This window comes from Lactiplantibacillus sp. YT640 (assembly GCF_049745435.1).
GTDB classification, from domain to species: Bacteria; Bacillota; Bacilli; order Lactobacillales; family Lactobacillaceae; genus Lactiplantibacillus; species Lactiplantibacillus plantarum.
On record NZ_JBMNVY010000025.1, the window covers coordinates 17,614 to 44,353 of the forward strand.

Annotated in this window: 23 protein-coding genes; 19 read left to right on the forward strand and 4 right to left on the reverse strand. The window is 43.1% G+C overall.

What is annotated here, in order from left to right; genetic code table 11:
- Nucleotides 1-34 precede the first annotated feature (34 nt).
- Nucleotides 35-838 (reverse strand): transporter substrate-binding domain-containing protein, encoded by an 804-nt coding sequence (locus ACOV1R_RS12650; RefSeq protein WP_003642439.1) that lies wholly within the window; start codon nt 836-838, stop codon nt 35-37.
- 367 nt (nt 839-1,205) lie between these two features.
- Nucleotides 1,206-2,432 carry a PLP-dependent aminotransferase family protein gene (locus tag ACOV1R_RS12655; RefSeq protein ID WP_003642438.1) on the reverse strand — a complete coding sequence of 409 codons (1,227 nt, stop codon included), beginning with the start codon at nt 2,430-2,432 and terminating at the stop codon, nt 1,206-1,208.
- Between the two features lie 140 nt (nt 2,433-2,572).
- On the opposite strand from ACOV1R_RS12655, the gene ACOV1R_RS12660 reads away from it, so the two are divergent.
- Nucleotides 2,573-3,469, forward strand: a complete 897-nt coding sequence (locus ACOV1R_RS12660) for a LysR family transcriptional regulator (protein WP_003642437.1) — start codon at nt 2,573-2,575, stop codon at nt 3,467-3,469.
- A gap of 571 nt (nt 3,470-4,040) precedes the next feature.
- Here the strand turns inward: ACOV1R_RS12660 and ACOV1R_RS12665 are convergent.
- Together ACOV1R_RS12665 and ACOV1R_RS12670 are read right to left on the reverse strand one after the other, a co-directional pair.
- Nucleotides 4,041-4,874 (reverse strand): alpha/beta hydrolase, encoded by an 834-nt coding sequence (locus ACOV1R_RS12665; protein ID WP_015380980.1) that lies wholly within the window; start codon nt 4,872-4,874, stop codon nt 4,041-4,043.
- A gap of 545 nt (nt 4,875-5,419) precedes the next feature.
- On the reverse strand, nt 5,420-8,323 hold the full coding sequence (locus ACOV1R_RS12670; RefSeq protein ID WP_236039348.1) for a YfhO family protein: 2,904 nt from the start codon (nt 8,321-8,323) through the stop codon (nt 5,420-5,422).
- Nucleotides 8,324-8,982: 659 nt separating this feature from the next.
- On the opposite strand from ACOV1R_RS12670, the gene ACOV1R_RS12675 reads away from it, so the two are divergent.
- The 18 genes from ACOV1R_RS12675 (at nt 8,983) to ACOV1R_RS12760 (ending at nt 25,972) form a co-directional block, all read left to right on the forward strand.
- On the forward strand, nt 8,983-10,266 hold the full coding sequence (locus tag ACOV1R_RS12675) for a NupC/NupG family nucleoside CNT transporter (RefSeq protein ID WP_003642434.1): 1,284 nt from the start codon (nt 8,983-8,985) through the stop codon (nt 10,264-10,266).
- Between the two features lie 340 nt (nt 10,267-10,606).
- Entirely contained in the window at nt 10,607-11,341 is a 735-nt protein-coding gene (rsmG, locus tag ACOV1R_RS12680) for a 16S rRNA (guanine(527)-N(7))-methyltransferase RsmG (RefSeq protein ID WP_003643445.1), read from the forward strand.
- 17 nt (nt 11,342-11,358) lie between these two features.
- The gene (gene noc, locus ACOV1R_RS12685) at nt 11,359-12,210 is read left to right on the forward strand and encodes a nucleoid occlusion protein (RefSeq protein WP_003645330.1); all 852 of its coding nucleotides are present in this window, start codon (nt 11,359-11,361) and stop codon (nt 12,208-12,210) included.
- Between the two features lie 2 nt (nt 12,211-12,212).
- Entirely contained in the window at nt 12,213-12,980 is a 768-nt protein-coding gene (locus tag ACOV1R_RS12690; protein ID WP_003642431.1) for a ParA family protein, read from the forward strand.
- A complete protein-coding gene (locus ACOV1R_RS12695) occupies nt 12,970-13,860 on the forward strand; it encodes a ParB/RepB/Spo0J family partition protein (RefSeq protein ID WP_003645331.1) in 891 nt (296 codons plus the stop codon). Before ACOV1R_RS12690 ends, ACOV1R_RS12695 begins: the two co-directional genes overlap by 11 nt.
- A gap of 24 nt (nt 13,861-13,884) precedes the next feature.
- Entirely contained in the window at nt 13,885-14,076 is a 192-nt protein-coding gene (locus ACOV1R_RS12700; RefSeq protein ID WP_003639829.1) for a DUF951 domain-containing protein, read from the forward strand.
- A 30-nt stretch (nt 14,077-14,106) separates the two neighbouring features.
- On the forward strand, nt 14,107-15,207 hold the full coding sequence (ychF, locus tag ACOV1R_RS12705; RefSeq protein WP_003642429.1) for a redox-regulated ATPase YchF: 1,101 nt from the start codon (nt 14,107-14,109) through the stop codon (nt 15,205-15,207).
- Between the two features lie 21 nt (nt 15,208-15,228).
- Nucleotides 15,229-15,954 carry a DUF1129 domain-containing protein gene (locus tag ACOV1R_RS12710; RefSeq protein WP_003642428.1) on the forward strand — a complete coding sequence of 242 codons (726 nt, stop codon included), beginning with the start codon at nt 15,229-15,231 and terminating at the stop codon, nt 15,952-15,954.
- Between the two features lie 285 nt (nt 15,955-16,239).
- Nucleotides 16,240-17,391, forward strand: a complete 1,152-nt coding sequence (guaB, locus tag ACOV1R_RS12715) for an IMP dehydrogenase (RefSeq protein ID WP_003642427.1) — start codon at nt 16,240-16,242, stop codon at nt 17,389-17,391.
- Between the two features lie 268 nt (nt 17,392-17,659).
- Entirely contained in the window at nt 17,660-18,589 is a 930-nt protein-coding gene (locus ACOV1R_RS12720) for a foldase (protein WP_003645333.1), read from the forward strand.
- A gap of 175 nt (nt 18,590-18,764) precedes the next feature.
- Nucleotides 18,765-19,454 carry a YoaK family protein gene (locus tag ACOV1R_RS12725; RefSeq protein ID WP_021357083.1) on the forward strand — a complete coding sequence of 230 codons (690 nt, stop codon included), beginning with the start codon at nt 18,765-18,767 and terminating at the stop codon, nt 19,452-19,454.
- A gap of 90 nt (nt 19,455-19,544) precedes the next feature.
- Nucleotides 19,545-20,234: a response regulator transcription factor gene (locus ACOV1R_RS12730; protein ID WP_003642424.1), complete on the forward strand. Its 690-nt coding sequence runs from the start codon at nt 19,545-19,547 to the stop codon at nt 20,232-20,234.
- 16 nt (nt 20,235-20,250) lie between these two features.
- Nucleotides 20,251-21,411 (forward strand): sensor histidine kinase, encoded by a 1,161-nt coding sequence (locus tag ACOV1R_RS12735; RefSeq protein WP_003642423.1) that lies wholly within the window; start codon nt 20,251-20,253, stop codon nt 21,409-21,411.
- 69 nt (nt 21,412-21,480) lie between these two features.
- The gene (locus ACOV1R_RS12740) at nt 21,481-22,815 is read left to right on the forward strand and encodes a D-alanyl-D-alanine carboxypeptidase family protein (RefSeq protein ID WP_021357082.1); all 1,335 of its coding nucleotides are present in this window, start codon (nt 21,481-21,483) and stop codon (nt 22,813-22,815) included.
- A gap of 584 nt (nt 22,816-23,399) precedes the next feature.
- A complete protein-coding gene (locus ACOV1R_RS12745) occupies nt 23,400-23,897 on the forward strand; it encodes a GNAT family N-acetyltransferase (protein ID WP_015826012.1) in 498 nt (165 codons plus the stop codon).
- A 136-nt stretch (nt 23,898-24,033) separates the two neighbouring features.
- Nucleotides 24,034-24,819 (forward strand): AzlC family ABC transporter permease, encoded by a 786-nt coding sequence (locus ACOV1R_RS12750; protein WP_027822421.1) that lies wholly within the window; start codon nt 24,034-24,036, stop codon nt 24,817-24,819.
- A gap of 20 nt (nt 24,820-24,839) precedes the next feature.
- Nucleotides 24,840-25,190: an AzlD domain-containing protein gene (locus tag ACOV1R_RS12755; protein ID WP_003642419.1), complete on the forward strand. Its 351-nt coding sequence runs from the start codon at nt 24,840-24,842 to the stop codon at nt 25,188-25,190.
- A 59-nt stretch (nt 25,191-25,249) separates the two neighbouring features.
- The gene (locus tag ACOV1R_RS12760) at nt 25,250-25,972 is read left to right on the forward strand and encodes a sulfite exporter TauE/SafE family protein (RefSeq protein ID WP_217203295.1); all 723 of its coding nucleotides are present in this window, start codon (nt 25,250-25,252) and stop codon (nt 25,970-25,972) included.
- Nucleotides 25,973-26,740 lie beyond the last annotated feature (768 nt).

Consider the following 26,740-nt stretch of genomic DNA (forward strand, 5'->3'; position numbering starts at 1 on the left):
TATGTATCCCGCCATAATAGCGGGCAATGGTACGTTACTTATCAGTAACGTTACCACCAAAATACTTATTGGACAATTTCTTTAACGTGCCGTCCTTACGTAATTCTTGGATTGCTTTCGAGATTTGTTTTTGCATCTTAGGGTGTTGCTTAGTGACGATGGCCCCGATTTTCTGTGAGGCAATGTGATCGCCGGAATCAATCAGCTTAATGTTAGCCTTCGGATTCTGCTTGAAGTAAGCATAGAAGGATTCACGAGAATTAATAGTCCCAGCGACGCGGCCTTGTGAGACGAGGTCGATCGACTGTTGGAAACTATCGGTTGGGGTGATGGTTGCACCTAAACGTTTAGCATCCGTTGCGTTATTGCTAGTCGTTGTTTCGGCAACTTTCTTACCCTTAATATCGGTAATCTTACTAATCGATGAGTTCTTCTTGACGGCTAATTGTGATTTAGAATAAATGTAAGGGGTCGAGAAGAGATACTTCTTCTTTCGGGCCGCCGTTTCGGACATGTTATTCATGACAACGTCGAATTTGTTTGTGTCTAAACCAGCTACTAACGAATCGAACTTCGTTGGTACAAATTTAGCTTTTAGTCCCATCTTCTTGGCAACGGCTTTCCCGAGGTCAACTTCGAAACCAGTTAATTTACCGTCTTTACGGTAGCTATATGGTTGAAAAGTGCCTTCTAAGCCAATCGTCAACGTCCCCGATTTTTGCAATCCGAGGTCGTTAGACTTTGAACTGCTGCTAGTGTTACTACCACAGGCGGTCAATGTAACTGCTAAACCTAACCCAAGCACTGCAACGCTTAATTTTTTAACCCATGACTTCATGATTCACACTCCTAGAAATTTTTCACAACACTCCTAGTTTATCCGAAAATGAAGCTGTTAACAAAAAATAAGCATTGAGTGTCGCAAACGGACCAATGCTTATTTTATAATCGGCTAGTATAGCGTTAGTGTAGCGAATCAGAGAAGGACTGTCAAACCCTTTTTTATCAGTAAAAGCGACGCAAGCGCGGGTGCTCAAACTGATACAGTATAAATGGTCGTAAAGCGTACGGCTTATTTGATGTGGATCCTGATATAAAAAGTGCTAATATTCAGGATCACGACCACTCATTACAGCTGACAGATGTAATCAAAAAATGCGACTAATCGCAATTATTACGGTTAGTCGCATGATGAGTGGGTCAAGTTAGAATTGGGGTGCGAACGATGCTGCTGGAACAATTACTGGTGCCGGTTGTAAGATGTGGCCAAGGCGTTTAATTCCCAGCGTAATCGTTTCGACGTCGAGACTGGTGAAATTCAACCGGAACCCGTTTTTAACCTTGCGACTTGCGAATTGGCAAGCGGATGGCACATAGGCAACGTGTGCTTGCGGTAAAACAACGTCATTGAGCAAGGTTTTAGCATCAATTCCTTCTGGCAAGGTTACCCAGATGAAGAAGCCCCCATTAGGACGGGTGTAGTGGACATTTTGCGGGAAGTATTGATCGAGTGCGGCTAACATCGCGTCACGTTTAATCCGGTATGAAGTACTAATAGTTGCAACGTGATCGTCGATGTCGTGTTGATCTAGGTAGCTGTTGATAGCAGCCAGTGTTACATTTGGCGATTGAACATCGATTGCGGATTTCAGTCCGACCAATTCGTGCATGATTGCGTCGTCAGCAACAATCCAGCCTGTTCGCAAGGCCGGGGAGAGAATCTTTGAGAAACTTGAGATAAAGATGACGCGGCCTTCAGTATCGTAGTGTTTGATAGCCGGAATATTTTGACCACTATAACGGAGGTCCCGGTACGGGCTGTCTTCCAAAATAATGACGTCGTACTGATTGGCAAGGGCAACGAGTGCTTGACGACGTTTGGCACTCATCGTCGTACCCGTTGGATTGTGGAAGTCAGGAATCGTGTAAATCAATTTGATCTCAGGATGAGCTTTCAAGGTTTTACGAAGTTGACGAATATTCATCCCATTATCATCAACTGGAATTTCGTAGTAAGTCGGTTCGTAAGTGTCGAAGGCGGCTAAAGCCCCCATGTAAGTCGGGCCTTCGACGACCATGGCATCTCCATGGTTCAACATGAGCTTCGCCACGAGGTCGATGGCTTGCTGACCACCTTGGGTCATCATGACATTGTCGGCACTAACTTGAACGTCAGCATGAGTCGCCATTCGATCTGCAATTTTTTGGCGTAATGCCGGCAACCCTTGAGTTGATGAGTATTGGAAAATGCCTTGACCATCGTGTTCAATAGCATCACGATAGGCTTGCTTTAAGTCGTTGTCAGGGAATAAGTGCTGATCTGGAAAACCACCAGCGAAGGAAATGTTTTCCGGGTTTGCACTATTCTTGAAGACCTCATCTAGGTCGGAAGTGTCATTGTTTAACACGCGATTTGCAAATAATTTTTTCATAATAATTTTCCCCCACTCAGTTTTTTGTACTTAAACTGTTTTCTTTGATTATCAATATGATAAAATAAAGCTTGTAATTAGTAAAACTCAACTTTTTCAATAATAAGTGAAATAAATTCACCTAAGAGAGGTAAATCATTATGGCAAACTTCGCATATGAAGTCTTTTCAACGGTCGTTGCCCAACATACATTCTATCAAGCGGCCGCTACGCTTAACGTTACACCAAGTGCGGTCAGTCATTCGATCAATCAGTTGGAAAAAGAACTGGGTTTTCCGCTATTCATCCGTAACCGTTCAGGCGTTGAACTTACTAGTGATGGGCGGCAGGTTTTACCCTATGTTCAAGAGATTCTGAATACGGAAAGTAACTTGCGACAAGTTGCCGATAATATTCAAGGATTGCACTCTGGATCGGTACGGATCGGCGGTTTCAGTAGTGTCTGTATCAACTGGTTACCCCGAATTATTCGCGAATTTAATCATAAATATCCTGATATTAAGATTTCAGTCATGCAAGGTAACTTTAATGAAATAACCAACTGGGCCAAGATCGGTACTATCGATATTGGGTTTACGTCGATGCCAGTCAATGAGAACTTATTAGTGCATTCACTGATCAATGATCCAATCTATTGTGTGACGCCCGCTGATTTTATCCCAGAAAATGGTGAATTCATCACGACTGATGACGTTGCGGATAAGAACTTTATTCTACAACAAAGCGATTATGACCGGGACACCAAGCTGGCACTGGACCACTACCACGTTACTAATAACTTTTTACGATTCTCGATTGATGATCAATCTATTATTTCAATGGTAGAATCCGGTTTAGGCATGGGCATTTTGCCTCAGCTAGCACTACGGAAGCTAACTGGAGATGTTAACACGTTTTCCTTTGCCGAACCTTATAATCGTGAGATTGCCTTAGTTGCCAACAAAACCCAGGCAGCCGCTCCTTCAACGGCTATCATGATTCGTGCTATTAAACAGTTTTTGACCAAGGAGTATCCGGATCAGATGTTATGGCAGTAGCAAAGTTAGGCAGAGCGTTGGCGTAGCCAGCACAGACTTCAGTGGCATTGAGCATGTTTCGGGAAGCCACTCGAAAGGTAGATGAACGACCGCCTAACTGGTGCAATTAGTCGTTAAATTATTATTTACTACTAAGAACTTTGAACAAATGTTAATGGGACATCAACTGTTTTGAATACCTCAGTATAAAGATCATGGAACAGTCGTAATTCTATTATCAGACTGACAGTTATATGGCAAAGTCGCTGTCGCTAAAATAGCCACGGCCAATTCATCAGAAACGGAATACGCACATGTCCGCCATTCGAACGCTATCCCGACTGGAAGGCGTTGTAGGACGCGCTCAACCAGGCAGGGTTGGCACTAACTTAAACTTTTTTCAGCGGACTTAAGCTGGCTGCTTTTAACGTTAAAGGCTTACTACGACCAGATCGCACAATTAAAGCTAAAAATAGCCGCTTTTCCAGTAGACCAAGTTGGTTGTCAGGAAAGGTGGCTATTAATCTTTTAGATATGTTTTAGATAAGCACTCTGAGCAAAAATGATGGCTAGGTCGATTGGACGGGTGAAATCAGTTTATAAACGTTTGAATCGTATTACCGATTTGATGGTTGTTGAGTAAGCCGGATTGGGTGCGCCATGAGCGCAACACTTTTTGTTGATAGACCTTTACCACTGGCTTGAAGATAGATTGACCAGTCAGGGCACTTTGCAGTGGTAGGGGTTGGTCAGCTTTGATGGCTTTTCCAGCGACAATCAATACCTGCATCTTGGAATCAATGGTATGGCGGTGTGCAATCAATTTAGCTAGTGTGGCCGTTTGCGACTTGGCGGCAACCGGCGTCGTTTGGCGACGATTGTTACTTTGGCGGCTGGTACCGTTAAATGGGGTGGCCATCAGTACAAGGTGTTGTGGTGATAAGCTTGTTGTTGTGTGTTCGACATAGTTAGTGGCAGTAAGACCGCCACGACCGTAACTGACAAGGTTAAACCGGCGAAATTTAAACTGCTGGCGGGCGACGGTTAGGAGTTGCTTTAATAAATGCGTTTGTCGGTTTGAATCAAGGTTCTTGGGCAGTTGCACTTGTATGTAGGGGCGGTTGTCACTGTTGAGCAATTGTCCTTTAAATGTCACGGTCCCCGTCGCTGTAATTTTGGCGGTGACCAGTGTCTGAGTGGCACTACTGTTCTGAATATGGGCAGTTAATTGCTGAATCTGATTGTGAGTTAAGTGGTCATCTAGTAAGAGCACCATTGGAATACGTTCAGTAGAAGTCACTGTTATGGTGGTGACCGGTTTTGACTTGTGGACTTGTTGTTGCCAAAGCATGGTACCACCGATCATTGCTAGCAGAACTACTAGCCAGGTAGCGCCTGTCAATACTTGTTTTGTCGTTGCTTTCATATTTCCCGTTACTCCATATCTCCAAATAAACTGCACTTTTAATGTAAGCCACTCACAGTCAACTTGCAACTGTTTATACACACTTTTAGATAGCAAAAGTCCCGACCAAGTAAATTTGGTCGGGACTCCTTAAAGGTATCAGTCATGTGCTCCGAATAGGGCAGAGACTGATGCTTTAAGATTACATATGGTACTCAAAAAGCATCACCCCCTTTCATTAATTGTCCGTAGTTTAGTCCCATTTAATGGTCAGGTCAACTAATTAGTTCGCAAACGGACTAAACGCGGTATAATAGAATTCCTTGGCAGGGGCACTCCGCGGTTGCGGGGGACTTAACGACTGAATTTTCAGTTGTCATCAAGTCAGTTCATCATTGGTTTATTATTCAAAATGGGAGCTGATAGAAAAAGTTCGATTCAATGACGAATCGAACTTTTTTGATCAGAAAGCATGAATTACGTGTAAATTTTAATACGAGAAAATAGACTGGAGTTCTTACTGGTTTGATTGATTATGCAACCAAGCGTGTGATTGCCAAAGGATACTAACCAGTAGAAGCAAAAGGCCAATTAACGAAATTATAGCGCCCAATCGTAATCCGGGGTGTATGATATTGTAATTTGACTTTATGCTGACCAGCGGGAATTTTTGCACCAACGAAACCTGTATTAACAACTTGAGTCTTAGTTGGTTTGTCATCAACTGTTAAGTGCCAACCAGTTGAATATGGAATCGAGGTAGTTAATACGCTGGCAGTTTGTGCTTGAGTGCGACCCGTAATGGTGTTGTTAGTTACCTTTTGTTGTTTAAGGCCGTGCTTTTGAATGGCCTTGATTTGACGCTGGTAGCGCCCCTTAAATCCAACTGCCATTAATTTTACATGATGGATTTTTAGTTCAGGCACTTGACTAAAACGAACGGTCACGATTCTTCGTAAATGACTTGAATAGCCTAAATTTAAAATAACACGTTTTCGAATCGAATAATTCGAAAGATTAGTTGGTGATTGTTGTGAAAAGTTGTTACTTCGATAAGCGGTTGATGCGGATAAATAGTAACCGCTGAGTTGCCAATCAGTATGAAGTGCCTGGCGAAACTGTTGAATCTTAGCTAATGTTGTATTGGGGCGATTAGCAAATACGGCATTAGCCGCATTATTTTGCAAAAATTGATTCAACGTAGGTTTGACCATTGTCATACCGCTAACCTCTAAATATAACTCTTTATTTTGCCACTTTTCAGGATGATCAAGAATTAAATCATAGGTCAATTGATGTCCCTGACAATCACTAACTAATTGATGTAGACCATCTTGGTTAGTGGTTTGATTGTCATTAACAATTTTTTTATTAGTAGTGACTAATTTCTGGCTTAGTCGGCTTGAAGAGTTGACTGGCCTGTCGGTAATATTCCTAACTTTAACGGTATAGGGGACAGTGGTGGCTATTTTTTGAGGTTGCACTTGTTTAACACCAGTTATTGGCTTATCAGTAATCGGCGCTTGTATCATTGCTTGCTCTTTATCAACAGCATTTAATCGTTGATATTTGGCTGCGCTAATCTGAGCGTTTTGCGTGGATACTAATGGTAAAAAGTTGTCATTAACAAAAACGATAGTTCCGGTTTTGTTAGATAATCCACCGGCCACTGGTTGATCTTTAAATATACGCACGTGCCCATCGTTGTTTTTTAAAGCATGATAGCCTACGGGAATATTTTTAGGGTCATAACGGTCTGCTAGTTCAAATATATAACGGACCCCCAGAAGGTTGCGTGTTGTTGTCCGACCATCAGCTGTGCTTAGTGGTGAATTAGGATCGGCCTCTTGATTGCCAATTGACTGTGAAAATTGGCTAATACTTCTATTCTGTACTGAGAAATAGGATGCAATATCATGGGTGCCGAGCAACATTGAGATGTTTTTCTTTCCAGAAGCAGCTCCTCTAGCATAGAATCCAGGGGTTAATGTAGTTCGATAGAAATTATCATTACGCGGTAAAGCTTTTTGAGCACCATCCAAATATTTATTAATCCAACTCGTGGCACTTCCACGATATAGTTGTTGTGGATTGGCAACTCCGGAACTGGTCATAGTTGCACCAAAGCCAGTATTAATTAGATTAAGACATAGCAGAGTGAAACAGCCAATTATCAGTGTTAAGCGGCTTAAATGCATCGCACTTGACCCGATAAACCAGGTGATTAAGACGAATAGTAATATATATGATATTAGGTCGCGCGCACTAACGTTAAAAGTAAAACCATTTACGACCCAAATAATTATAATTAAGCCAACACTGGCGCCTAGAAATAGTCGGTAATCCCAACTATCAAGTTTTTTCCAGTCATCGATGAGTCGCATTGTAAGAACGCTGAACAGCAAAGTGCTTAATAATAGCCAACGATTGGAGGGCGAAGATAGAACGTTGAATGTGGCTGCAACAGCTGGAAGTAATAGGCCTACTAATAAAATAATGAGTAGACTATTTAAGTCCCATCGTTGTTTAAAATGACGTAACGAATGTAAAATAGCTAACCAAGTTAGGCTACTGATACCTAAAATGACCCAAAACGGCATCCCATCACTATTTAAAACCAAATTGGGTAGCGCAATATAATAACTTAATGGGTAGAGCGATAATCCGTTGGCAAATTGGCCACCTGTACGTGTCGAGTGCAACATGGCGAGGACGGTCGGAATAACTAACACTGCTGCACACGCTACACCGACTAAAACAGCGCTTAATAAGTGGTAAATCAATTGCCAAAATCGTGCATACGTTTTTGTTTGACGATATTGTTGCCAATAACGCCAGATTGTGTAAATAACGCTCCCGAGTGCTAATACGTAAGCAAAGTAAACGTTACTGGCAACCGTGATTGCAATTACTATTGCCAGGGGCCACCATGATTTTCCTCTGAATACTCGCTCAATTCCCCAACATAATAATGGGAAAAAGATGAGGGGTAATAAGAAGAAGGGATGATGCATGCCGATGTGAAGTGCAAAAGCAGTGAAGGTATATGTTAAAGAACCAATTAAAAGACTTAAGCGGCTAAAGTGCCATATCCTAGCAAATGTTAAAAAAGCTAGGCCCGTAGCATATAAGCGAATCAAAATCAGAAACTGATATGCAAATTCAATTTTAGTAGTTGGAAATAGAGCGACTAAGTAGTTGAATGGATCGCCGACAACGTAATACGCAAAAGTCGTCATTTGATCGGCTCCTAGGCCAAGATTCCAGGACCATCCAAATAATGATTGTGTGCCAATTCCCTTAAGCATTTTTTGGAATGCTGTTAGTATTGGCAAATGCTGTGAAATCCCATCTACTGTCCAAATCAAAGACCGTCCGTCCAGAAATAGTGGACTATAAATGATGCAAGTTAAAATAATAAAGGCTACTGTATAAGTAATCCAAACTGGTACTTTCCCCAAATGACGCATGAAATTCTCCTTTGTATATTGGCATAAAGTTTTAAAAAGATTAACTAAAAATAATTGAATGCAACCAACATAGAGATATAGTCAATCTCAATGATTCCCGGGTTGTAACAACAAAAGTCTATTATCTGCCAAGTAACTGGTGATTTTCAACTGTTATTTAATGATTTGAGGTATTTATTAACTGATAATGATTTATTAAATTGGCCCTTGATTGATACAATGACTTTGAATTACGGGTACTTGCGGTGAGAAATATAGGTAAATTGAATCATGATACTTTAATTTTACAGATTATAATGTGTGGGTTTTATTATTGCTATTAGTTTGTAACTTAACGACTTAGAGAATACTCAGATAAATTACTAAGTTAATAAATTAATTCTAGTCACAATAAGTTAACGGTTAATCAAGATGGGCCTAAATTTTCGATCTCTGATTAGCAGAATTACTAAAATTTAGAATGAAATTGGGCAGACATAACTAAAATTCTCACGGTTACCAGCACTATCTGGACGGGGCCTTTCAATAAATTGGTACGGCCTAATTAAGAACTTAAGCTTTTCTTTAAAAAGTGCTACCGCAAGTGCGTATTAAATGGTAAATTAATAGAAGTAATTTTGTCATATTTCTTACATTCATAGGGAAGAGGGATTATTCACATGGTCTTTAACTTGGTAGTTAATATTATTGGGATTGTGGTTTTTATTGCCATTGCCTACTTATTCTCCAAGCAAAAGCACGCCATTAACTGGCGTTCAGTTGGTGTCATGTTAGTACTAGAAGTCTTATTGGCATGGTTCTTAACGGGTTCACAAGTCGGTGTCGACGCGGTTAAAGCAGCGGCAGATGGCTTCACTTGGCTCGTCAATGTATCATACGATGGGATCGCCTTTGCGTTAGCTAGTTGGGTTAACGTTAAGTCGATGGACTTCGTCACTAGTTCATTATTACCAATCTTGTTGATTGTGCCATTATTCGATATTTTGACCTATATTGGCGTATTACCATGGATTATCAAATGGGTTGGCCGGGGCTTAGCTTACATTACTGGTCAACCAAAGTTCGAATCATTCTTCGTTGTTGAAATGATGTTCTTGGGCAACACGGAAGCTCTTGCTGTTTCGCAGTTACAATTGAAGCAGATGAAGGCACAACGAAACTTGACGATTGCGATGATGTCAATGAGTTGTGTGACGGCATCGATCTTAGGGGCTTACATTAAGATGATGCCTGGTCAATTCATTTTGACGGCGGTGCCAATGAACGTCTTAAACGCTGCGATTATTGCTGCAATCTTGAATCCGGTAGAAGTTAAGCCGGAAGAAGATACCATTGCGAAAATCTCAGGTAGTGCGGCTGTTGAAGAAACTACTGCCACCACTGAAACGAGCGGTTCTGAAGAATTAGCTAATGAACAAGTTAAGGAAGCTAAACCAGCTCGCGAACCATTCTTCTCTTTCTTGGGTGATTCAATCTTAGGCGCTGGTCGCTTGATTTTGATTATTGCTGCTAACGTTATTGCTTTCGTAGCGTTAGCCAAATTAATTGATAAGTTGTTAGGTTTAATCAATAGCAATTTATCACTTGAAAACATCTTTGGGGTTGTCATGTTCCCATTTGCATGGTTACTTGGTTTTAACCCAAGTGATGCTTTCCAAATGGCTTCATATATGGGAACGAAATTAGTGACTAACGAATTCGTTGTCATGGGTGAAGTTTCCAGCAAAGTTAACGATTTTGCACCGCATTTCCGGGCAGTCTTAACGGTCTTCTTAACGTCCTTCGCGAACTTCTCAACGATTGGGATGATTATTGGAGCTTTCAAGGGAATCGTTGATCGTGAAAAGAACGATTTGATTTCACGGAATGTTGGTTACATGCTATTATCTGGGATCCTGGTCTCCTTACTATCAGCCGGTGTCGTTGGGTTGTTCGTTTGGTAGTCGGTGATATAATTTAATCTTGAATTAAACGTAAGAGTGTCAGCTATTCGGCTGGCCTCTTTTTTATTAATGAATCATCGGGTCATACTTTTATCCGGTGTCGTTTTTAACGGTGAGATGTTCAAGGCAGTTCATGAATTTGACTAGAAAAATTGCAAACTAGAATAGCTGTCAATGATGGCTGTAAAAGCAGACTTTTCAAGGGTTATTGCGATTTTAACAGCGGGGCTGTGCATTGATTTTAAGTGTTATTTACGTTAAAGTTATGAGGTGACGTGAAACATTGAGTTGTTTCACAAAAAGAGGACGAATGTGACCCCTTTAAGGAGAGCTATTACTAATGAATCCAGAAGAATTTAAACAAGCGTTAGCCCAACACGAGATTGCGCTGACGGCAAAACAATTGGCACAATTTGCGCTGTATTTTCAACTATTGGTCACGACTAATAAGCAGTTCAACCTGACCACGATCACAGCGGAACCAGAAGTTTATCTTAAACATTTTTACGATTCACTCACGCCAGCATTCTACGTTCCTGCGCTGCGTGATCAACCGCTCACGATTTGTGATGTTGGCGCTGGAGCCGGTTTCCCGTCGATTCCGCTCAAAATTGCGTTCCCACAGTTACAAGTGACGATCGTTGATTCATTGAATAAGCGAATCAATTTTTTAAATGATCTAGTCCAACAATTAGGCTTAACGGGTGTGAAAACGTTCCATGATCGCGCTGAAACGTTTGCTGGCAAGAAGTCTGCTCACCGGGAAAGCTACGATATCGTGACGGCTCGGGCAGTAGCGCGCCTATCAGTATTGAGCGAACTCTGCCTACCACTCGTTAAAATTGGCGGCCAGATGATTGCATTGAAAGCAGCCAATGCCCGTACTGAAACGGCTGAAGGGACATACGCCGTTCAACAATTAGGGGGCCAAATTGTTCAGGACGAGGCCTTTAGTTTGCCCGTGACTGCTGATCCGCGCCATATCATTGTTATTGATAAGAAGAAGCCGTCACCGAAGCGGTATCCACGCAAGCCGGGGACACCGGCGAAACAGCCGTTAACGGCACCAATGTAAGGTGGGAGGTAATTTCAATGGCATTTTCATTATTTGGTTCTAATCGTGATAAACATAAAACCGAGGCGGCCACGACCCCCACGGAGCAACAAATTGTCCGTATTCCGGTCACTGCCATTATCCCCAACCGGTTTCAACCCCGGCAAGTCTTCGATGAAACTGGTATTGCTGAATTGGCTGCTACGATTGCGGATCACGGCTTGTTGCAGCCAATTGTCTTGCGGGAATACGAACCGCAGAAATACGAAATTATCGCTGGTGAGCGGCGGTTCCGCGCCATTTCTTCACTTCATTGGGCAGATGTGCCGGCCATCATTCAAAAGATGGATGATGGTGAAACCGCGTCAATGGCGCTGATCGAGAATTTACAGCGACAAGATTTAACGGCCATTGAAGAGGCTCGGGCCTACCAAGAACTGATGGAACTCAACCAATTAACGCAATCGGCGCTAGCGAAAGAATTGGGCAAAAGTCAGTCGTTAGTTGCGAATAAGTTGAGATTGTTGAAGTTAGCACAGCCGGTTCAAACGGCGTTGTTGCAGCGACAAATCAGCGAACGGCACGGCCGCGCACTACTCAACTTGGCTGTGGAGCAACAGGCTGCGGTTTTGAAACGGGTGCTTGATGATCAATTGACGGTCAAAGAAACAGAACAGCTAGTGGCGAAGACCCAAACGCCGCCGAAGCCCAAACGCAAACGTGCACGGGGGTTGACCGGCGATACGCGAATTGCTGTGAATACGATCAAAAAATCAATTAAGATGGTAACTGATGCCGGCTTACCCGTGAAGACCCATGAAGAGGATACGGATGACGGGTATCGGATTACGATTGAAATTCCAAAAAATCAACCAAGGGGTGATCAATAATTATGGGAACCGTAATTGCACTCGCTAACCAAAAAGGTGGCGTTGGCAAGACAACCACGAGTATTAATCTCGGGGCTAGTCTGGTCGAATTAGGCCAAAAAGTTTTATTAATTGACACGGATGCGCAAGGGAATGCGACCAGTGGTTTAGGTGTTCAAAAGTCGACCATCGAACGTGAAATCTATGACGTTTTAATCAATGACGTTCCCATTAAAGAAACCATTATCCCAACGAGTCATAAGGGTTTAGATATCGTTCCGGCTACAATTCAGCTTTCTGGGGCAGAAATCGAACTGACACCGATGATGGCACGTGAGACCCGCTTACGTGATGCCATCGATGACGTGAAGGATGATTATGATTATATTTTGATCGATTGTCCACCGTCGTTAGGCTTGCTGACCATTAATGCGTTTACGGCTTGTGATTCGATTTTGATTCCGGTTCAAAGCGAGTACTATGCTTTGGAAGGGCTGAGTCAGTTATTGAATACGATCAAGCTCGTACAAAAACATTTTAATAAACAGTTGCGAATTGAAGGCGTGCTATTGACTATGTACGATGCCCGTACCAATCTCGGAGCCCAGGTCAACGAAGAAGTTCGGAAATACTTTAAGGACGCCGTCTATAAGACGATTATTCCCCGCAATGTGCGGTTATCTGAAGCACCTAGCCACGGCCTATCGATTGTCGATTATGATGCCCGTTCGAAAGGTGCGCAAGTCTACTTAGCTCTAGCAAAGGAAGTGTTGGCCGCTCATGGCAAGTAAAGATAAAGATAATAAGGCGCTGGGACGCGGTATTGGAGCCCTGTTTGCCGATGTTAACGAACCAGCTAGTGAAGAAGCCGTGGTTGATCTAGATCTTAAGGATATTCATGCCAATCCGTACCAACCCCGGCGAACTTTTGATCAGACGGCACTTAAGGAGCTCGCCAGCTCGATTGAAAAGTCCGGCGTTTTCCAGCCAATCATTGTACGACAACCGGATGCCGAGCTGAATAAATATGAAATCATTGCTGGTGAACGGCGTTTTCGGGCGTCGAAGCTCGCTCATCAAACGACTATTCCAGCCATTGTCCGTGATGTTACCGAAGAACAAATGATGGAAGTAGCGGTGCTTGAAAATCTACAACGGGAAGATTTAACTCCGCTTGAAGAAGCTGCGGCCTACGATTCGTTGATGAAGAAGCTGAAGTTGACGCAGGCGGAAGTCTCAAAGCGCCTAGGCAAGAGTCGGCCATATATTGCTAATTATTTGCGGTTATTGGGCTTGCCAGATGGGGTCAAACAGTATATCCAAAAGGGCCAACTGTCCATGGGCCAAGCTCGAACGCTTTTGTCTTTGAAGAATAAAACCAAGTTAGCGCCATTAGCGAAGCGCGTCGTGAAGGATAACATGACGGTCCGTCAGTTGGAACAAATCGTGGCGCGTTATAACGGCGAGTCCAAGGAGCCGGCCAAAAAAGTTGCACCCAAGAAGTCACCGTACATCCGTGCGAGTGAAGAACAATTACAAGAGAAGTTTGGGACGGCCGTTTCGATTCAAACTAAGGCGAACAAAGCTGATCAAGGGAAAATTGAAATTCCGTACTTGTCAAATGAAGATTTGACACGGATTTTAGAAATTCTCAGTATTGATTTAAATTAATTAATTTATAAAGGGGCGTTGCGCATGTATGATTTAGGTGATATTGTCGAGATGAAAAAGGCGCATCCGTGTGGTGTCAATCGCTGGGAAATTACCCGGATGGGCGCTGACATTAAGATTAAATGTACGGGATGTGGTCACGTGGTCATGATGCCACGTCGTGAGTTCAATAAAAAACTCAAAAAGGTATTAGAAAGCAAAGCCGATCAAGCTTAATTATTAAAAAAGGAAGAGTGAATAACCGATATGGCACTTACAGCAGGTATCGTTGGGTTACCAAACGTTGGTAAATCCACATTGTTTAACGCAATTACGAAGGCGGGCGCCGAAATGGCCAACTATCCATTTGCGACGATTGACCCCAACGTTGGGATGGTTGAAGTTCCCGACAAACGACTAGACCGAATTCAAGAAATCATCCCCGCAAAGAAGGTCGTTCCCACGACTTTTGAATTTACGGATATCGCCGGGATCGTCAAGGGTGCTAGTAAGGGTGAAGGACTTGGGAACAAGTTCCTTGAAAACATCCGCCAAGTTGACGCAATTGTGCACGTGGTCCGGGCCTTTGATGATGACAATATCACCCATGTGACGGGTAAAGTCGATCCGCAAGATGATATTGAAACAATTAATCTAGAATTGAGTTTAGCGGACTTAGAAGCTGTTGATAAGCGTTTGGCTAAAGTGCAACGGGCTGCTAAGGGGAGCGATAAAGAAGCTAAGGCTGAGCTCGCTGTTTTGCAAAAGATCAAACCTGCCTTGGAAGCCGGCAAACCCGTGCGTTCACTAGAATTCAACGAAGATGACCAACAAATCGTCAAGGGCTTATTCTTATTAACGTCTAAGCCAGTGCTGTATGTAGCCAATATTGCCGAAGATGACATGGCCGATCCAGAAAACTCTAAGTATTTCCAAGTGGTTGCGGACTATGCTAAGCAAGAAGGAGCCCAAGCCATTGGTGTTGCTGCTGAAACTGAAGAAGAAATTGCCGAACTAGATGATGACGACAAGGCCGACTTTTTAGCAGCTGAAGGCGTTGAAGAGCCTGGCTTGAATAAGCTGATTCGGGCTTCTTACAAGCTATTAGGACTGGAAACCTTCTTCACGGCTGGTGGTAAGGAAACCCGGGCTTGGACGTTTAAACGCGGTACTAAGGCCCCTCAAGCAGCGGGAATTATTCACTCTGATTTTGAACGTGGATTTATTCGGGCTGAAGTGATGTCTTACGATGCTTTGGATGAAGCCGGTTCAGAAGCAAAGGTCAAGGAAAATGGTAAGCTGCGTTTGGAAGGTAAGGACTATGTCATGCAAGATGGCGACATCGTCGAATTCCGCTTCAACGTTTAAGCTGAAAGGAGCAATTGTATAGTGAGTGAGAGCGAAACTTCAAAGACACCTAGGAACGCCGCGGCCGGGGCCAAACAGGCTCAAGCCGCAGAACGGCCAGTTCACGAAGCGACTGAGTTGACGAAGCGCAATGCTGAATATATGCGTCAGATGCGCAAGTCACTTGATGCCACAGCGTTGAGTGGTGAGAAAAAGACGGCAGTTCTGAATGAAATGACGTCTACATTGTTAGCGGAACAAGGTCGGGGAACCACGGCTCGTCAATTATACGGGACCGTTCAAGAACGGACCGAAGAGATTGTGAATCCAAAAAAGACACCGGTAGAACGTCAAAAGGCAAACTATTGGGTCACGGCGCTGGATAATGGCTTGATGCTATTCATGATTTTCTGCTTAATGTACGGGATCATGGGCTTCATCGGCACGAACGCTACTAAGAATTCAGCTGGTGCCAACGGGATCACCGCTATTCTGATTACGTCCGCCATTGGTGGTTTGGGCGTTGCTAAGTTATTCGAATACTTAATGCCTGCTAAAGATGGCAAGAAAGTTTCGTTATGGAAGAAAATCGCGTGGTCAGTACTGGCTATCATCGTTTGGATGTTAGTCTTTACAACCATGTCAATGATTCAAGGACCATTGAACCCGGTCTTACCAGGAATCGCGTACTTGATCATTGCCGTCGTCGTCTTCTTCGCCCGGATGTGGTTGAAGCGGCGCTTTAATATTACGACGAGCATGTTTTAGGCTCGGACTGAAAGACAAGCTGATGGCGTGCATTGGCTTGTCTTTTTGTCGATTGCAAGTGGTCATTGCTTGTTATTCACCTAGTTAGCTTTTAAACTGGTGATACGGATGTAATGACTGAATGAAAGTTGTGTGTGAAGTACGCTCGGCCCAACCTGGAACATTCGGTTGGGCGTTACAGGCTTAAAATAAGAACTTTCTGAAAATCTGCGCAACCCCTTGCATTTATCGCGATGTTTTGTTACCTTTACAGATAAAAATAAAAACATAAGGAGCTAACGTTCAATGTCTAATTGGGATACAAAGTTTGGAAAAAAGGGTTATACGTTCGATGATGTACTATTAATTCCGGCCGAAAGTCATGTTTTACCGAATGAAGTCAATTTAGGTGTTAAACTTGCCGATAATTTACAGCTGAATATTCCAATTATTAGTGCGGGAATGGATACTGTTTCAGAATCCGCAATGGGAATCGCGATGGCCAACCAAGGTGGCTTAGCTGTTATCCATAAGAACTTAAGCATTGAAGCGCAGGCTGAAGAAGTTAAGAAGATCAAAGCGGTCGTTAAGGATGATGATCACCCACACGCTGCCGTTGATGCCAACAATCACTTGTTGGCCGTTGCGGCTGTTGGGGTCACTAGTGATACCTTTGACCGGGCTGAAGCCCTATTTGCCGCTGGTGCGGACGCCATCGTTATTGATACGGCTCATGGTCATTCCGCTGGTGTGCTTCGGAAGATCAAGGAAATTCGGGCCCACTTCCCTAAGCAGACATTGATTGCTGGTAACGTTGCGACGGCAGAAGGCACGCGTGCTTTATTTGAAGCTGGTGTTGATGTTGTTAAAGTGGGGATTGGCCCTGGTTCAATCTGTACGACCCGGATTGTCGCTGGTGTCGGGGTGCCACAATTAACAGCGGTTTATGATTCTGCCAGCGTTGCTCGCGAATACGGCAAAGCTATCATTGCTGATGGTGGGATCAAGTATTCCGGTGATATCGTTAAGGCCCTCGCTGCTGGTGGCAACGCCGTGATGCTTGGGAGTATGTTAGCCGGAACAGCCGAAGCACCGGGTGAGGTTGTCTTTGACGATGGCCGTCAATACAAGTTCTATCGGGGCATGGGTTCCGTTGGGGCGATGTCACAAGCTCATGGTTCGTCTGACCGGTACTTCCAAGGCGGCGTGAACGAAGCGAACAAGTTAGTTCCAGAAGGTGTTGAAGGACGTGTGCCATTCAAAGGCAGCGTTGATGATATTATCTTCCAAATGTTAGGTGGTTTACGTTCTGGCATGGGCTACGTTGGCGCTAAAGACATTGATGCCTTGATCGAAAACGCCCAGTTTGTTGAAATCTCTGGCGCTGGGCTCCGCGAATCACATCCACATGAAATTCAAATTACAAAGAATGCACCGAACTATTCAGTCAACGGTTAAAATGACGATATCGTATGAGTCAGTCTGATTGGTTTAGTTGAATAAGCATCAAGTAAGCGTAGAACATCAACTTTGTTCTACGTTTTTTTGTCTGGTGAGTACCAGCGGAAGATATAGGCAGATGTAACGTTCGTGTAGATTGACCGTAGTGTTTCTTTCTTGTTGGGACGTTGATACTAGCTCTGTACACGATTGTGTTACTTATTAAGTTCATTAGATTTTTAATGATATCGTGGCATTAGTGATGCAAAGAAAGGGGCTAATATAAATGAAGTATCGGTTAATAGGGGTAGGTGCGAGTCTAGTCGTCGCAGTCATGTTAACAGGGTGTCAAGCGAAGGCTACGACATTGGTCAAGTCAGATGCTGGCCAGGTCACACAAGCGGAAGTATTTAAACAAATTGAAAACCAAGCGACGACGCAACAGGCTGTTCAAGAATTGACTCTAAACAAAGTCCTTAATCAACGATATCATGTTTCACAAGCTGAAGTAACTGCTAAATTAAAAGCATTCAAACGGCAGGCGGGCGCAAATTATCACATGATTTTAGAACGTAATCATGTCACTGAACCGCGTTTAAAATCGCAAATCAAAGCGAATTTATTGATGGAGAAAGCCGTTAGTGCTAAGTATCCAGTGACTAAAGCGCAACTAAAAAAAGCCCGAGCAGCTTATATGCCAATGACAACGGTTCAACACATTGCGACGGCCAATGAGAAGCAAGCGCAAAAAATTATTGCTGAACTGAATGCGGGTGCTAGCTTTGATTCGCAAGTGCGAAAATATCAGAATAATCGACAAGCGCACACAACTGCTGGAAAATTAGCGCAGTTTGACAGTTATAATCAAACTCTAGCACCAGCAATTGTACAGGCCACAGCTAAACTACGAGTGGGACACTATGTCACGAAACCGGTCAAAACAGTTATGGCAACTGCCGACACGAAAGACAAACCAACTTATGAAATTATCAACGTTGTCAGTCGTCGATCTAAGACTGCGGCTGTAACTGATGATAGCGGTAAGCAGATTGATGTGACAAATTATTTGCGTGAAAAAATCCAGCAACAGCGGATGATGGACAAGCAGACGCAAGTTGCGACGATTCGGTCAGTTTTCAAAGCGGCCCACGTTAAGGTAGTTGATGCCCATTTCGCACCAGCGTTTAATGATTATTTAACCACCCAAAATAGCTAACAATAGAATCATCAGCAATGATGTGATGATTATGAACGCGTCTCTTAACCTGTCATGGGTTAAAAGGCGCGTTTTCGTTAGGTACTGATGATTAATTGCGCTATGATGGACTTATTAAAACGTATTGTACCAGTTTAGTGAGGTGCCAAATTCAACATATTAAGTAGGTGAGTAGATGCAACGGTTTCAGTCACGCCATTTATTCCAGTTACGAGAAATTGGCTTGGGCTTAACCTGTATCGGTGGCTTTATTGACGCATACACATTCATCCAACGGGGTGGTGTCTTAGCAGCTGGTCAAACGGGTAATTTGATTTTTCTCAGTGTTGATGTGGCACAGTGGAATTTACCGGGTGTGTTGACTAAATTAGCAACAGTCCTCTTTTTTACACTAGGTGTGATTGTCGTGGGTATACTGAAACAATGGTTGGGCGCGCGGTCACACTACTGGCGCTTGCCCGTTTTGGTGGCAGAGCTGGTTGTTTGTTTAATGGTCGGCATGCTACCAGCGACTGTTAGTAATGCGATGGTGGTCCCACCACTCGCATTCGTGATGGCGATGCAGACGACAGCCTTCAGCGCAATCGCCGGCCACGGCTATAATAACGTGTTCTCTACCGGTAATCTCAAGAAGGCAACGATCGCGCTGACGAATTATTGGTTGACAGGCGTGCGCATGGAGCTTGACACTGGTTTAGTGTATTGGGAATTAGTGTTGAGCTTTGCTACGGGCGCGATTGTTTCGGCGATATTGCAGCGGTGGTGGACATTACGGACGATATGGGTTGCGGCGGGATTATTGATCTTAGTAGGTGGATACTATACCTGGTTATTAGTTCACCGTACGGCAAATGACGCGGAATAGTTGCGTTTTCTCTAAAATCAATCGTTAACTGCCAAGCCCGGACGCTTTTTTGGTAAAATAAAAACAGAATTATTTAAGGAGAAAAATAAGATGAAAATTTTAGTAGTCGATGACGACAAAGAAATTGCACAACTATTAGAAATTTATATTAAAAACGAAGGCTATGAACCAATTAGCGCCTATAATGGCCGTGAAGCTTTGACTAAATTAAATACGAATCCTGATATTGCGTTAATGATTTTGGATATCATGATGCCTGAAATGGATGGGATTGAGGTCATCAAAGAAGTACGGAAAGATTCCCAACTTCCAATCCTAGTCTTGTCGGCCAAGACTGGCGATATGGACAAGATTCAGGGCTTGATTACGGGAGCTGACGATTACGTCACCAAGCCATTCAATCCGCTTGAAATTATGGCACGGGTCAAGTCACTATTACGACGTTCTGAAAATAACGTGACGACTACCGAGCCTGATATTTTGGACATTGGACCGTTAACGATCAATAAAGATTCGCACGAAGTTAAAACGTTGACGGGTAAGGATATTCAATTAACCGCGTTAGAATTTGGTATTTTGTATTTGCTCGCAAGTCATCCTAACCGAGTCTTTTCAGCTGATGATATTTTTGAACGTGTTTGGCAGCAAGAAAGTATTGTCTCAGCTAAGACCGTGATGGTGCACGTGAGTCATTTGCGGGATAAGATCGAAGAAGCCACGGATGGAGAAAAAGTCATTCAGACCGTTTGGGGCGTTGGCTATAAGATCGAATCGCGTTAAGAGTGAGGGTTAGCTTTTGAAATTAACGGGACGCGAAAAAAGTGAATTATTTTTTGAAGGGGTAGTGACGGTGATTTTGCTACTCCTTTTAAACTTGTCGATCGTAGTACTGATCAACAGTACGATTGCGCATAATCCGGGGTTACAGAGCGGTATTTTCCAAATTAAACGATCGATTACCATTGGTCCCAATAACTACCAGCTATGGAGTTATGAAAACATCTTTATTGGACTGATGCTGATTGCGGACGGTTTCGTATTATATTGGCGATTAATTCGACGATACAAACAGATGCAGTTACGACATATTATTAGTGAGTTGCATTATATTGCGGCCGGCCACTTTGACCATCGGATTGACTTTAATCTGACTGGTGATACACAACGAGTCGTTGAAAGTGTTAATGCCTTAGTAGACTCGGCAATCCACTCGATGGACGAGGAACGGGAAATTGAGCGGTCTAAGGATGCGTTAATTACGAATGTCAGTCATGATATTCGAACGCCGTTGACGTCAATTATCGGCTATTTAGGCTTAATTGAGAACAAACAGTACCAATCAGAAGAGGATTTAATTAAATATGCGCATATTGCCTATTTGAAGGCAACACAAATGAAGTCACTGGTTGAAGATCTGTTTGAATATACGAAATCACGGCAGACAGAGACACCGTTGGCCATTAATCGGTTAAACTTGACGGCCATGTTAGAACAGTTAGCGGCAAGCTTTGAGCTGGAAGCGAACAAGAAGCATCTGAAGATTGAAGTAGAAAGTGGCACGCAGCCTATTTACATTGAAGCCGATGCTGAAAAGCTGGGGCGGGTCTTCAGCAATTTGATCACTAATGCGTTTAAATATGGAACTGGTGCTAAAAACGTAGTATTACAAGCTGAACAACGTGGTGAAGAAGTCGTGATTCACGTCACGAATGATGGTCAGCGTATTCCAGCTGAGTCGTTGGGACGCTTATTTGAACGGTTTTATCGGGTTGAAGAATCGCGTTCTAAGGCGACCGGGGGTTCTGGACTGGGCTTAGCGATTGCCCAAAGTATCGTGGATCACCACGGCGGCTATATTTATGCGCAAAGTGATGATGAGCAGACAAGCTTTGTTATTCATTTGCCAGTTAAACATGACCACCCATTAACAAAAAAACAATCGGATATGATAAATTAACTTGTTTCCACAGACATAATTATTTAAACTAAAACTAGCATTAGCAATTAAGAAAGGGATAATTGAGAAATGAGATTTGCGGGAAAGTTAAAGAAAGTTATGATTGCCCTCGTTGCGGCAGTCACGTTTAGTACAGCTGGTTTAGGCATTGCGGGGGCTGACCTCCAGGCCCAAGCAGCCAGTACACCATCGATCTCTGCGAAAGCCGCCATTGCGGTTGACGCGTCGACCGGTCAGATCCTGTATGATAAGAACAGTAGTAAGCCAATGGCGATCGCATCAATGACGAAGATGTTAAGTACATATTTAGTGCTTAAGGCGATCCATGAAGGTAAGTTGTCTTGGAATCAAAAAATCAGTGTTAGCAAGGCAGTCGCTAAGATGAGCCAAAACACGGAATATGCGAACGTACCGTTATTATCAACGAAGACGTATTCAGTGCGGCAATTATATAACGCGACTGAAATCTATTCCGCTAACGCCGCTATCACAGCCTTGGGTGACGCGGTAGCCGGGACGCCCCATAAGTTTGTTAGCTTGATGCGGAAGACGGCTAAAGCATGGGGGATCACGGACGCTACCATTATTAATGCCAGTGGATTAACCAATAAAGAGGTTGGCAGCACAATTGGGTACAGTACCGTTGCCGCCAGTGCTGAAAACGAAATGTCAGCACAAGATGTTGCTACCGTTGCGCAAAAGCTATTATCAGATTACCCAGAAGTTTTAAAGACTTCTAGTATTGCCCATGCTTGGTTTGAAAAGGGTACTAGTTCAGCAACCAAGATGGATAACCGAAACTACATGCTCAAAGGATTAGTTAAACATTACTCCGCACTTCCTGTGGATGGTTTGAAGACTGGGACTTCCACTAAGGCTGGGAATGCCTTCACTGGGACCGTTAAGTTTAGCAATGGTAACCGGATCATTACGGTCGTCATGCATGCCGGTGCCGCTAACGATAGTGGGACGGAACGTTTCACTCAAACGGCTGAAATCATGTCATATGTTTACCACAACTACACGACTACGACGATTAACAAGAATGGCAAGATCAATGGTGTGAAAGCCGTTGATGTCCAAGATGGGAAGTCCTTAACGTCGCAACTCGTTTCAAATAGTGGTGCAACCAAGATTTACTTGCCAACCGGGACGGATGCTAGTGCCGTTACTGGTAAGGTTAGCTTGAAGAAGTCGGCGACAACCGATGGTAAATTACAAGCACCCGTTAAGAATGGCAAGACTGTCGGTACTGTTAACTTGAACCTAAGCAAGAAAGCTATCAAGGTAGTTGACGGAACGACTAGTAAGAATATGACCATCAATGTAACGCCTAAGAAGTCCATCGACAAAGCAAATATCTTTGTACGGATGTGGCGCGGGGTTAAGAGCTGGTTCAACTAAATTATAGCAGTTAGTGTATTGGATTCTGTGGGTGCATTAGCTTAGTAAACGCTACGAGATATTTCTTAAAAGATATATTCCTCTTTGAGTAGGCAAGCTAGTAATTGAGACTTGCCTGCTCAAGGAGGATTTTTTTGTTGGCAATAGTGATTCATGACAGGCAACTAATGACCAGGGCTGTGCCACTGATTTAGCTAATTAAAAATAATTAGCATCCAGAGTAATTTCAAAAAGGCACTGTCAAGGATGACCAAGTTGAACGGCTGCGGATGTTATGATAAAAGAGTACTAATAGTCTTCATTTGGCGATGCTAAAAAAGCAACGTTTAAATCGGGATAATTATGAGGTGCTTTGTTAAAAATTATTTCCTAAATTAAGCTGTGTGCCTATCTTAGCCACTACTTCGACTATTCGCTACAAGCGTTCCAGTTTGAGTGTTCTTTCTTTTTTTGCTAATATTTGAATGCTAGCTTTGCGGATAAATTGCGGTTCCATTTATGTAGAATTTGTTAGCATGATCCACGATTAACTGTATAATGAAGACTGATAACAGTAGTTAAACCGAATGGAGTGAAAGTCACCTATGAGCGTATCATTACGAACTGCAACCATGTCAGATTTACCCATTATTGTAGATATTTACAATCAAACGATTCCCAGTCATCAAGTGACGGCTGATCTTAAACCAGTTACGGTTGAGCAACGTCGAAATTGGTTTTTGAGTCATACCCCTGAACACTATCCGCTGTGGGTTGTTTTAAAGGACGACTCAGTAGTCGGTTGGGTTAGTCTGTCACCATTTTATGGACGGGCAGCGTATGCAAAGACGACTGAAATTTCAGTTTATTTGGATCGCAGTGTTCAAGGACAGGGAATCGGTAGCCAGGTTTTGACATTAGTTCCTAAACAATTACCTGTGTTGGGATTAACAACGATTATCGCTTATATTTTTTCAAGTAATATTCCAAGCATTAAGCTGTTCAAAAAGTTTGGGTACGAACAGTGGGGGTTTCTGCCAGAAGTCGCTGAATTAGGTGGCCGACCGAATGACTTAGTGATTCTGGGACAACATTTCAAGTAAAAAATGGCATTGATACCGCTTACATACACTTAAAAACTTAACAAGGTGTAGGATTGCAATAAAAAACATGTTAAAATTAAGTCCGAGTGTCTAAGTAATTTGACACTCGCTATTGTTGCTAGAATTCTTTACTGGTATGGTACTGGAGGCATTCTTGGTGAAAAAGAACGAGCCAAATTGGTTAGTGGTATTACGAACAGTAATGCCGCTTGGGCTTAGCTATATTCCCATCGGGTTAGCTTGTGGGGTTTTATTGCATGCGGCCGGGTTCAACCATCTACTGACAGCGTTAATTTCGGTAATGGTCTTTTCCGGTGGTGCCCAATTTTTAATTGCATCGATGTTGACGATTAATGCACCGATGACAACCATTATTTTGATGATGTTTTTCTTGGAGTTACGGTACGCCTTATTAGGTTCCAGCTTATCGCGCTATCTGAAGGGGCAATCATTACCGTTCATTTTAACGTTTGCGTTTTCGATGAATGATGAAAATTACGCGGTCAACTATTTAAAGTTTGCGACGGACAAGCATTGGAAGCCATCGCAGGCCTTAATGGTCGAACACTATTCGTTATTATTTTGGACGGTAAGTAATATTATCGGTAGTTTGATTGGCAGTGCATTGACGATTAATCTCCAAGTGGTGGATTTTGCGCTGACGGCACTATTCATTTATATGGCAATTATGCAAGCTAAGAGCCGCTTGATTATCTTAGTGGCAGTTTTGTCTGGCGTTCTAACGATAGGTTTTCTGGTCTTAATGAAGAGTACGCTGGGCCTAGTGGTGTCAACATTACTCGCGTCGTTGACCGGTTACTTTATTGAACGTTACTTGTTGGCACATAAGCCAGAAAGTCATTTACTCTATAAGGTTCACGATCCTACTGGCCAAACAGCCATGGAAGAATCTGACAAGTAGGGCACAGAGGGGTTTTTCTTATGCAATCAGTCAGCTCAATGAGTAGTATGGACCATTTTTGGTTGGTCATTTTTTGTGCGTGTGTGGCTTTCATACCACGCTTTTTCCCGCTACTGTTCTTTACGAAGCGGAAGATCCCAGAATGGTTTAATGAATGGATGCGGTTCGTACCCGTCTCACTATTCACGGCGTTAGTTGTTAAAAGTGTCTTTATCGATAGTAAGTACGCAGTGATCACTTCTGGCAATCTGGGGATGATTATTTCTGCTATTCTCGTTGGATTTGTGGCTTATCGCACGCGTTCAATGACTTTATCAGTGGTGATTGGTCTAGTCTCAGTGATGATTTTTGTGTTACTAATTCATATTTAGATTTTGTTGGAACTGGGTGACCCGGTTCTTTTTTATTATGATGAAAAGAGGATACGTTGATGGTATGGTTATTGGTTTTCTTACCCGGATTATTGGCTGGTCTGGTCAAAGGGTTAACGGGCTTTGGTGCGGCCATCGTCATGATGATCTTTTTACCACAGTTGTTTCCGATTGCTCAAAGTGCGGCCGTGGCGGGCGTTATTATGGCAGCCAGTGTCATAACATTAGTTTGGCGTTATCATCAGCATATCCACTTTCGTCAGATTATTGTGCCGTTTATCGTTTATGCCAGTGTGGCGGCCTATTCGGTACATCTTGGTCAAGTTTTAGATGTGCAATTATTACGACGGTTATTAGGTGCGCTGTTAGTTTCGTTAGCCGGGTACTTTAGTCTGAGCAAACGTGCGGCAAATCAGACTTATCCGTGGTGGTTAGCCGGTCTCTTCATGATTATTTCGGGGTTCTTCAATGGGTTATTCGGTATTGGCGGCCCGCTGATGGCCCTTTATTTTCTATCACTTGCCGATACGACTGCGGATTACTTGGGAAATTTGCAGACTTTCTTTTTGATCGATGTGGTCTATATTTCGACAGTCCGCGTACTGAACGGTATTCTGACGCCAGTCTTGCTCCCCCATATTATGATTGGTATGGTAGGTGCGGTCATTGGGACGGCGCTGGCGGCACGAATTCTGCCGCGGCTACCCATGACGACAGTCCGGCATTTGATCTACTTGTTCATTGGACTTAGTGGCGGGTATTATTTGATTGCGCCAGTTTAGAACGAGGTATTTATCACCTTCACTACGAGTTAATTTTAGTGGTCAGGCGCAATGCGTTTGGCCTTTTTTGATGGGTAAGAAACGTTGAATTGTTAACAAAAAATTTCGAAGAGTAGCGCTATCACCTTGATGACCTATCCTTGGTTAGAAGCGAGTCAACTTAAATGTATAAAATGAGCATTACTAATTTAATAATCAAGGATTTGTTGGCTACAGTTGTGACAGTGGTTATCTGTTTTGGGAACAGACGTGGATGCGTAAGATAGTGCCATTGAGCGTACCTGACTGTAGCTTCTTAATCGGCCTTGCGCACGGTTCTAAAGTTGAACAACCGGGATTGAAATATTTATTGTTGAAGATTTTTTATTTTAACGATGCTTAATTACAGGTGCTACATAGCTGAAAAAAGCATTGGCTTATTGGTTTCCTTTTAGTATAGTTTTATTCTAAGAACTGCTAAATTGGGGAGACATATGAATAGCTACAGACGAATTCAAGTTATTACAGGGATTTACTTGCTGATATACATTGCGGCACTTTACTTTTCGACGGGGGTTCAGGTTGGATTTAAGCTGGATAGTAATCAGCTCACTGGGTATGTGAGTTGTGGGCTGTTGCTGGCCGTAATTATGGGGTCAGAGTTTGGCAAACGATTAAGGATAAAAAAGCTATTTTCCATTTTGATACTAGGGACTGTCTGAAAACTAAAAATTCAGGTATAATCTGAGGAAAAACGAATCGAGGCATTCCGATGACAACACCTAAACG

Bases quoted from the DNA above. Each gene is read 5' to 3' on its own strand.
- noc (WP_003645330.1), top strand. From the start codon at position 11,359: ATGGCATTTTCATTATTTGGTTCTAATCGTGATAAACATAAAACCGAG.
- ACOV1R_RS12690 (WP_003642431.1), top strand. From the start codon at position 12,213: ATGGGAACCGTAATTGCACTCGCTAACCAAAAAGGTGGCGTTGGCAAG.
- ACOV1R_RS12650 (WP_003642439.1), bottom strand. From the start codon at position 838: ATGAAGTCATGGGTTAAAAAATTAAGCGTTGCAGTGCTTGGGTTAGGT.
- guaB (WP_003642427.1), top strand. From the start codon at position 16,240: ATGTCTAATTGGGATACAAAGTTTGGAAAAAAGGGTTATACGTTCGAT.
- ACOV1R_RS12720 (WP_003645333.1), top strand. From the start codon at position 17,660: ATGAAGTATCGGTTAATAGGGGTAGGTGCGAGTCTAGTCGTCGCAGTC.
- ACOV1R_RS12660 (WP_003642437.1), top strand. From the start codon at position 2,573: ATGGCAAACTTCGCATATGAAGTCTTTTCAACGGTCGTTGCCCAACAT.
- ACOV1R_RS12665 (WP_015380980.1), bottom strand. From the start codon at position 4,874: ATGAAAGCAACGACAAAACAAGTATTGACAGGCGCTACCTGGCTAGTA.
- ychF (WP_003642429.1), top strand. From the start codon at position 14,107: ATGGCACTTACAGCAGGTATCGTTGGGTTACCAAACGTTGGTAAATCC.
- rsmG (WP_003643445.1), top strand. From the start codon at position 10,607: ATGAATCCAGAAGAATTTAAACAAGCGTTAGCCCAACACGAGATTGCG.
- ACOV1R_RS12670 (WP_236039348.1), bottom strand. From the start codon at position 8,323: ATGCGTCATTTGGGGAAAGTACCAGTTTGGATTACTTATACAGTAGCC.
- ACOV1R_RS12655 (WP_003642438.1), bottom strand. From the start codon at position 2,432: ATGAAAAAATTATTTGCAAATCGCGTGTTAAACAATGACACTTCCGAC.
- ACOV1R_RS12700 (WP_003639829.1), top strand. From the start codon at position 13,885: ATGTATGATTTAGGTGATATTGTCGAGATGAAAAAGGCGCATCCGTGT.
- ACOV1R_RS12675 (WP_003642434.1), top strand. From the start codon at position 8,983: ATGGTCTTTAACTTGGTAGTTAATATTATTGGGATTGTGGTTTTTATT.
- ACOV1R_RS12755 (WP_003642419.1), top strand. From the start codon at position 24,840: ATGCAATCAGTCAGCTCAATGAGTAGTATGGACCATTTTTGGTTGGTC.
- ACOV1R_RS12725 (WP_021357083.1), top strand. From the start codon at position 18,765: ATGCAACGGTTTCAGTCACGCCATTTATTCCAGTTACGAGAAATTGGC.
- ACOV1R_RS12740 (WP_021357082.1), top strand. From the start codon at position 21,481: ATGAGATTTGCGGGAAAGTTAAAGAAAGTTATGATTGCCCTCGTTGCG.
- ACOV1R_RS12745 (WP_015826012.1), top strand. From the start codon at position 23,400: ATGAGCGTATCATTACGAACTGCAACCATGTCAGATTTACCCATTATT.
- ACOV1R_RS12760 (WP_217203295.1), top strand. From the start codon at position 25,250: ATGGTATGGTTATTGGTTTTCTTACCCGGATTATTGGCTGGTCTGGTC.
- ACOV1R_RS12730 (WP_003642424.1), top strand. From the start codon at position 19,545: ATGAAAATTTTAGTAGTCGATGACGACAAAGAAATTGCACAACTATTA.
- ACOV1R_RS12695 (WP_003645331.1), top strand. From the start codon at position 12,970: ATGGCAAGTAAAGATAAAGATAATAAGGCGCTGGGACGCGGTATTGGA.
- ACOV1R_RS12750 (WP_027822421.1), top strand. From the start codon at position 24,034: ATGGTACTGGAGGCATTCTTGGTGAAAAAGAACGAGCCAAATTGGTTA.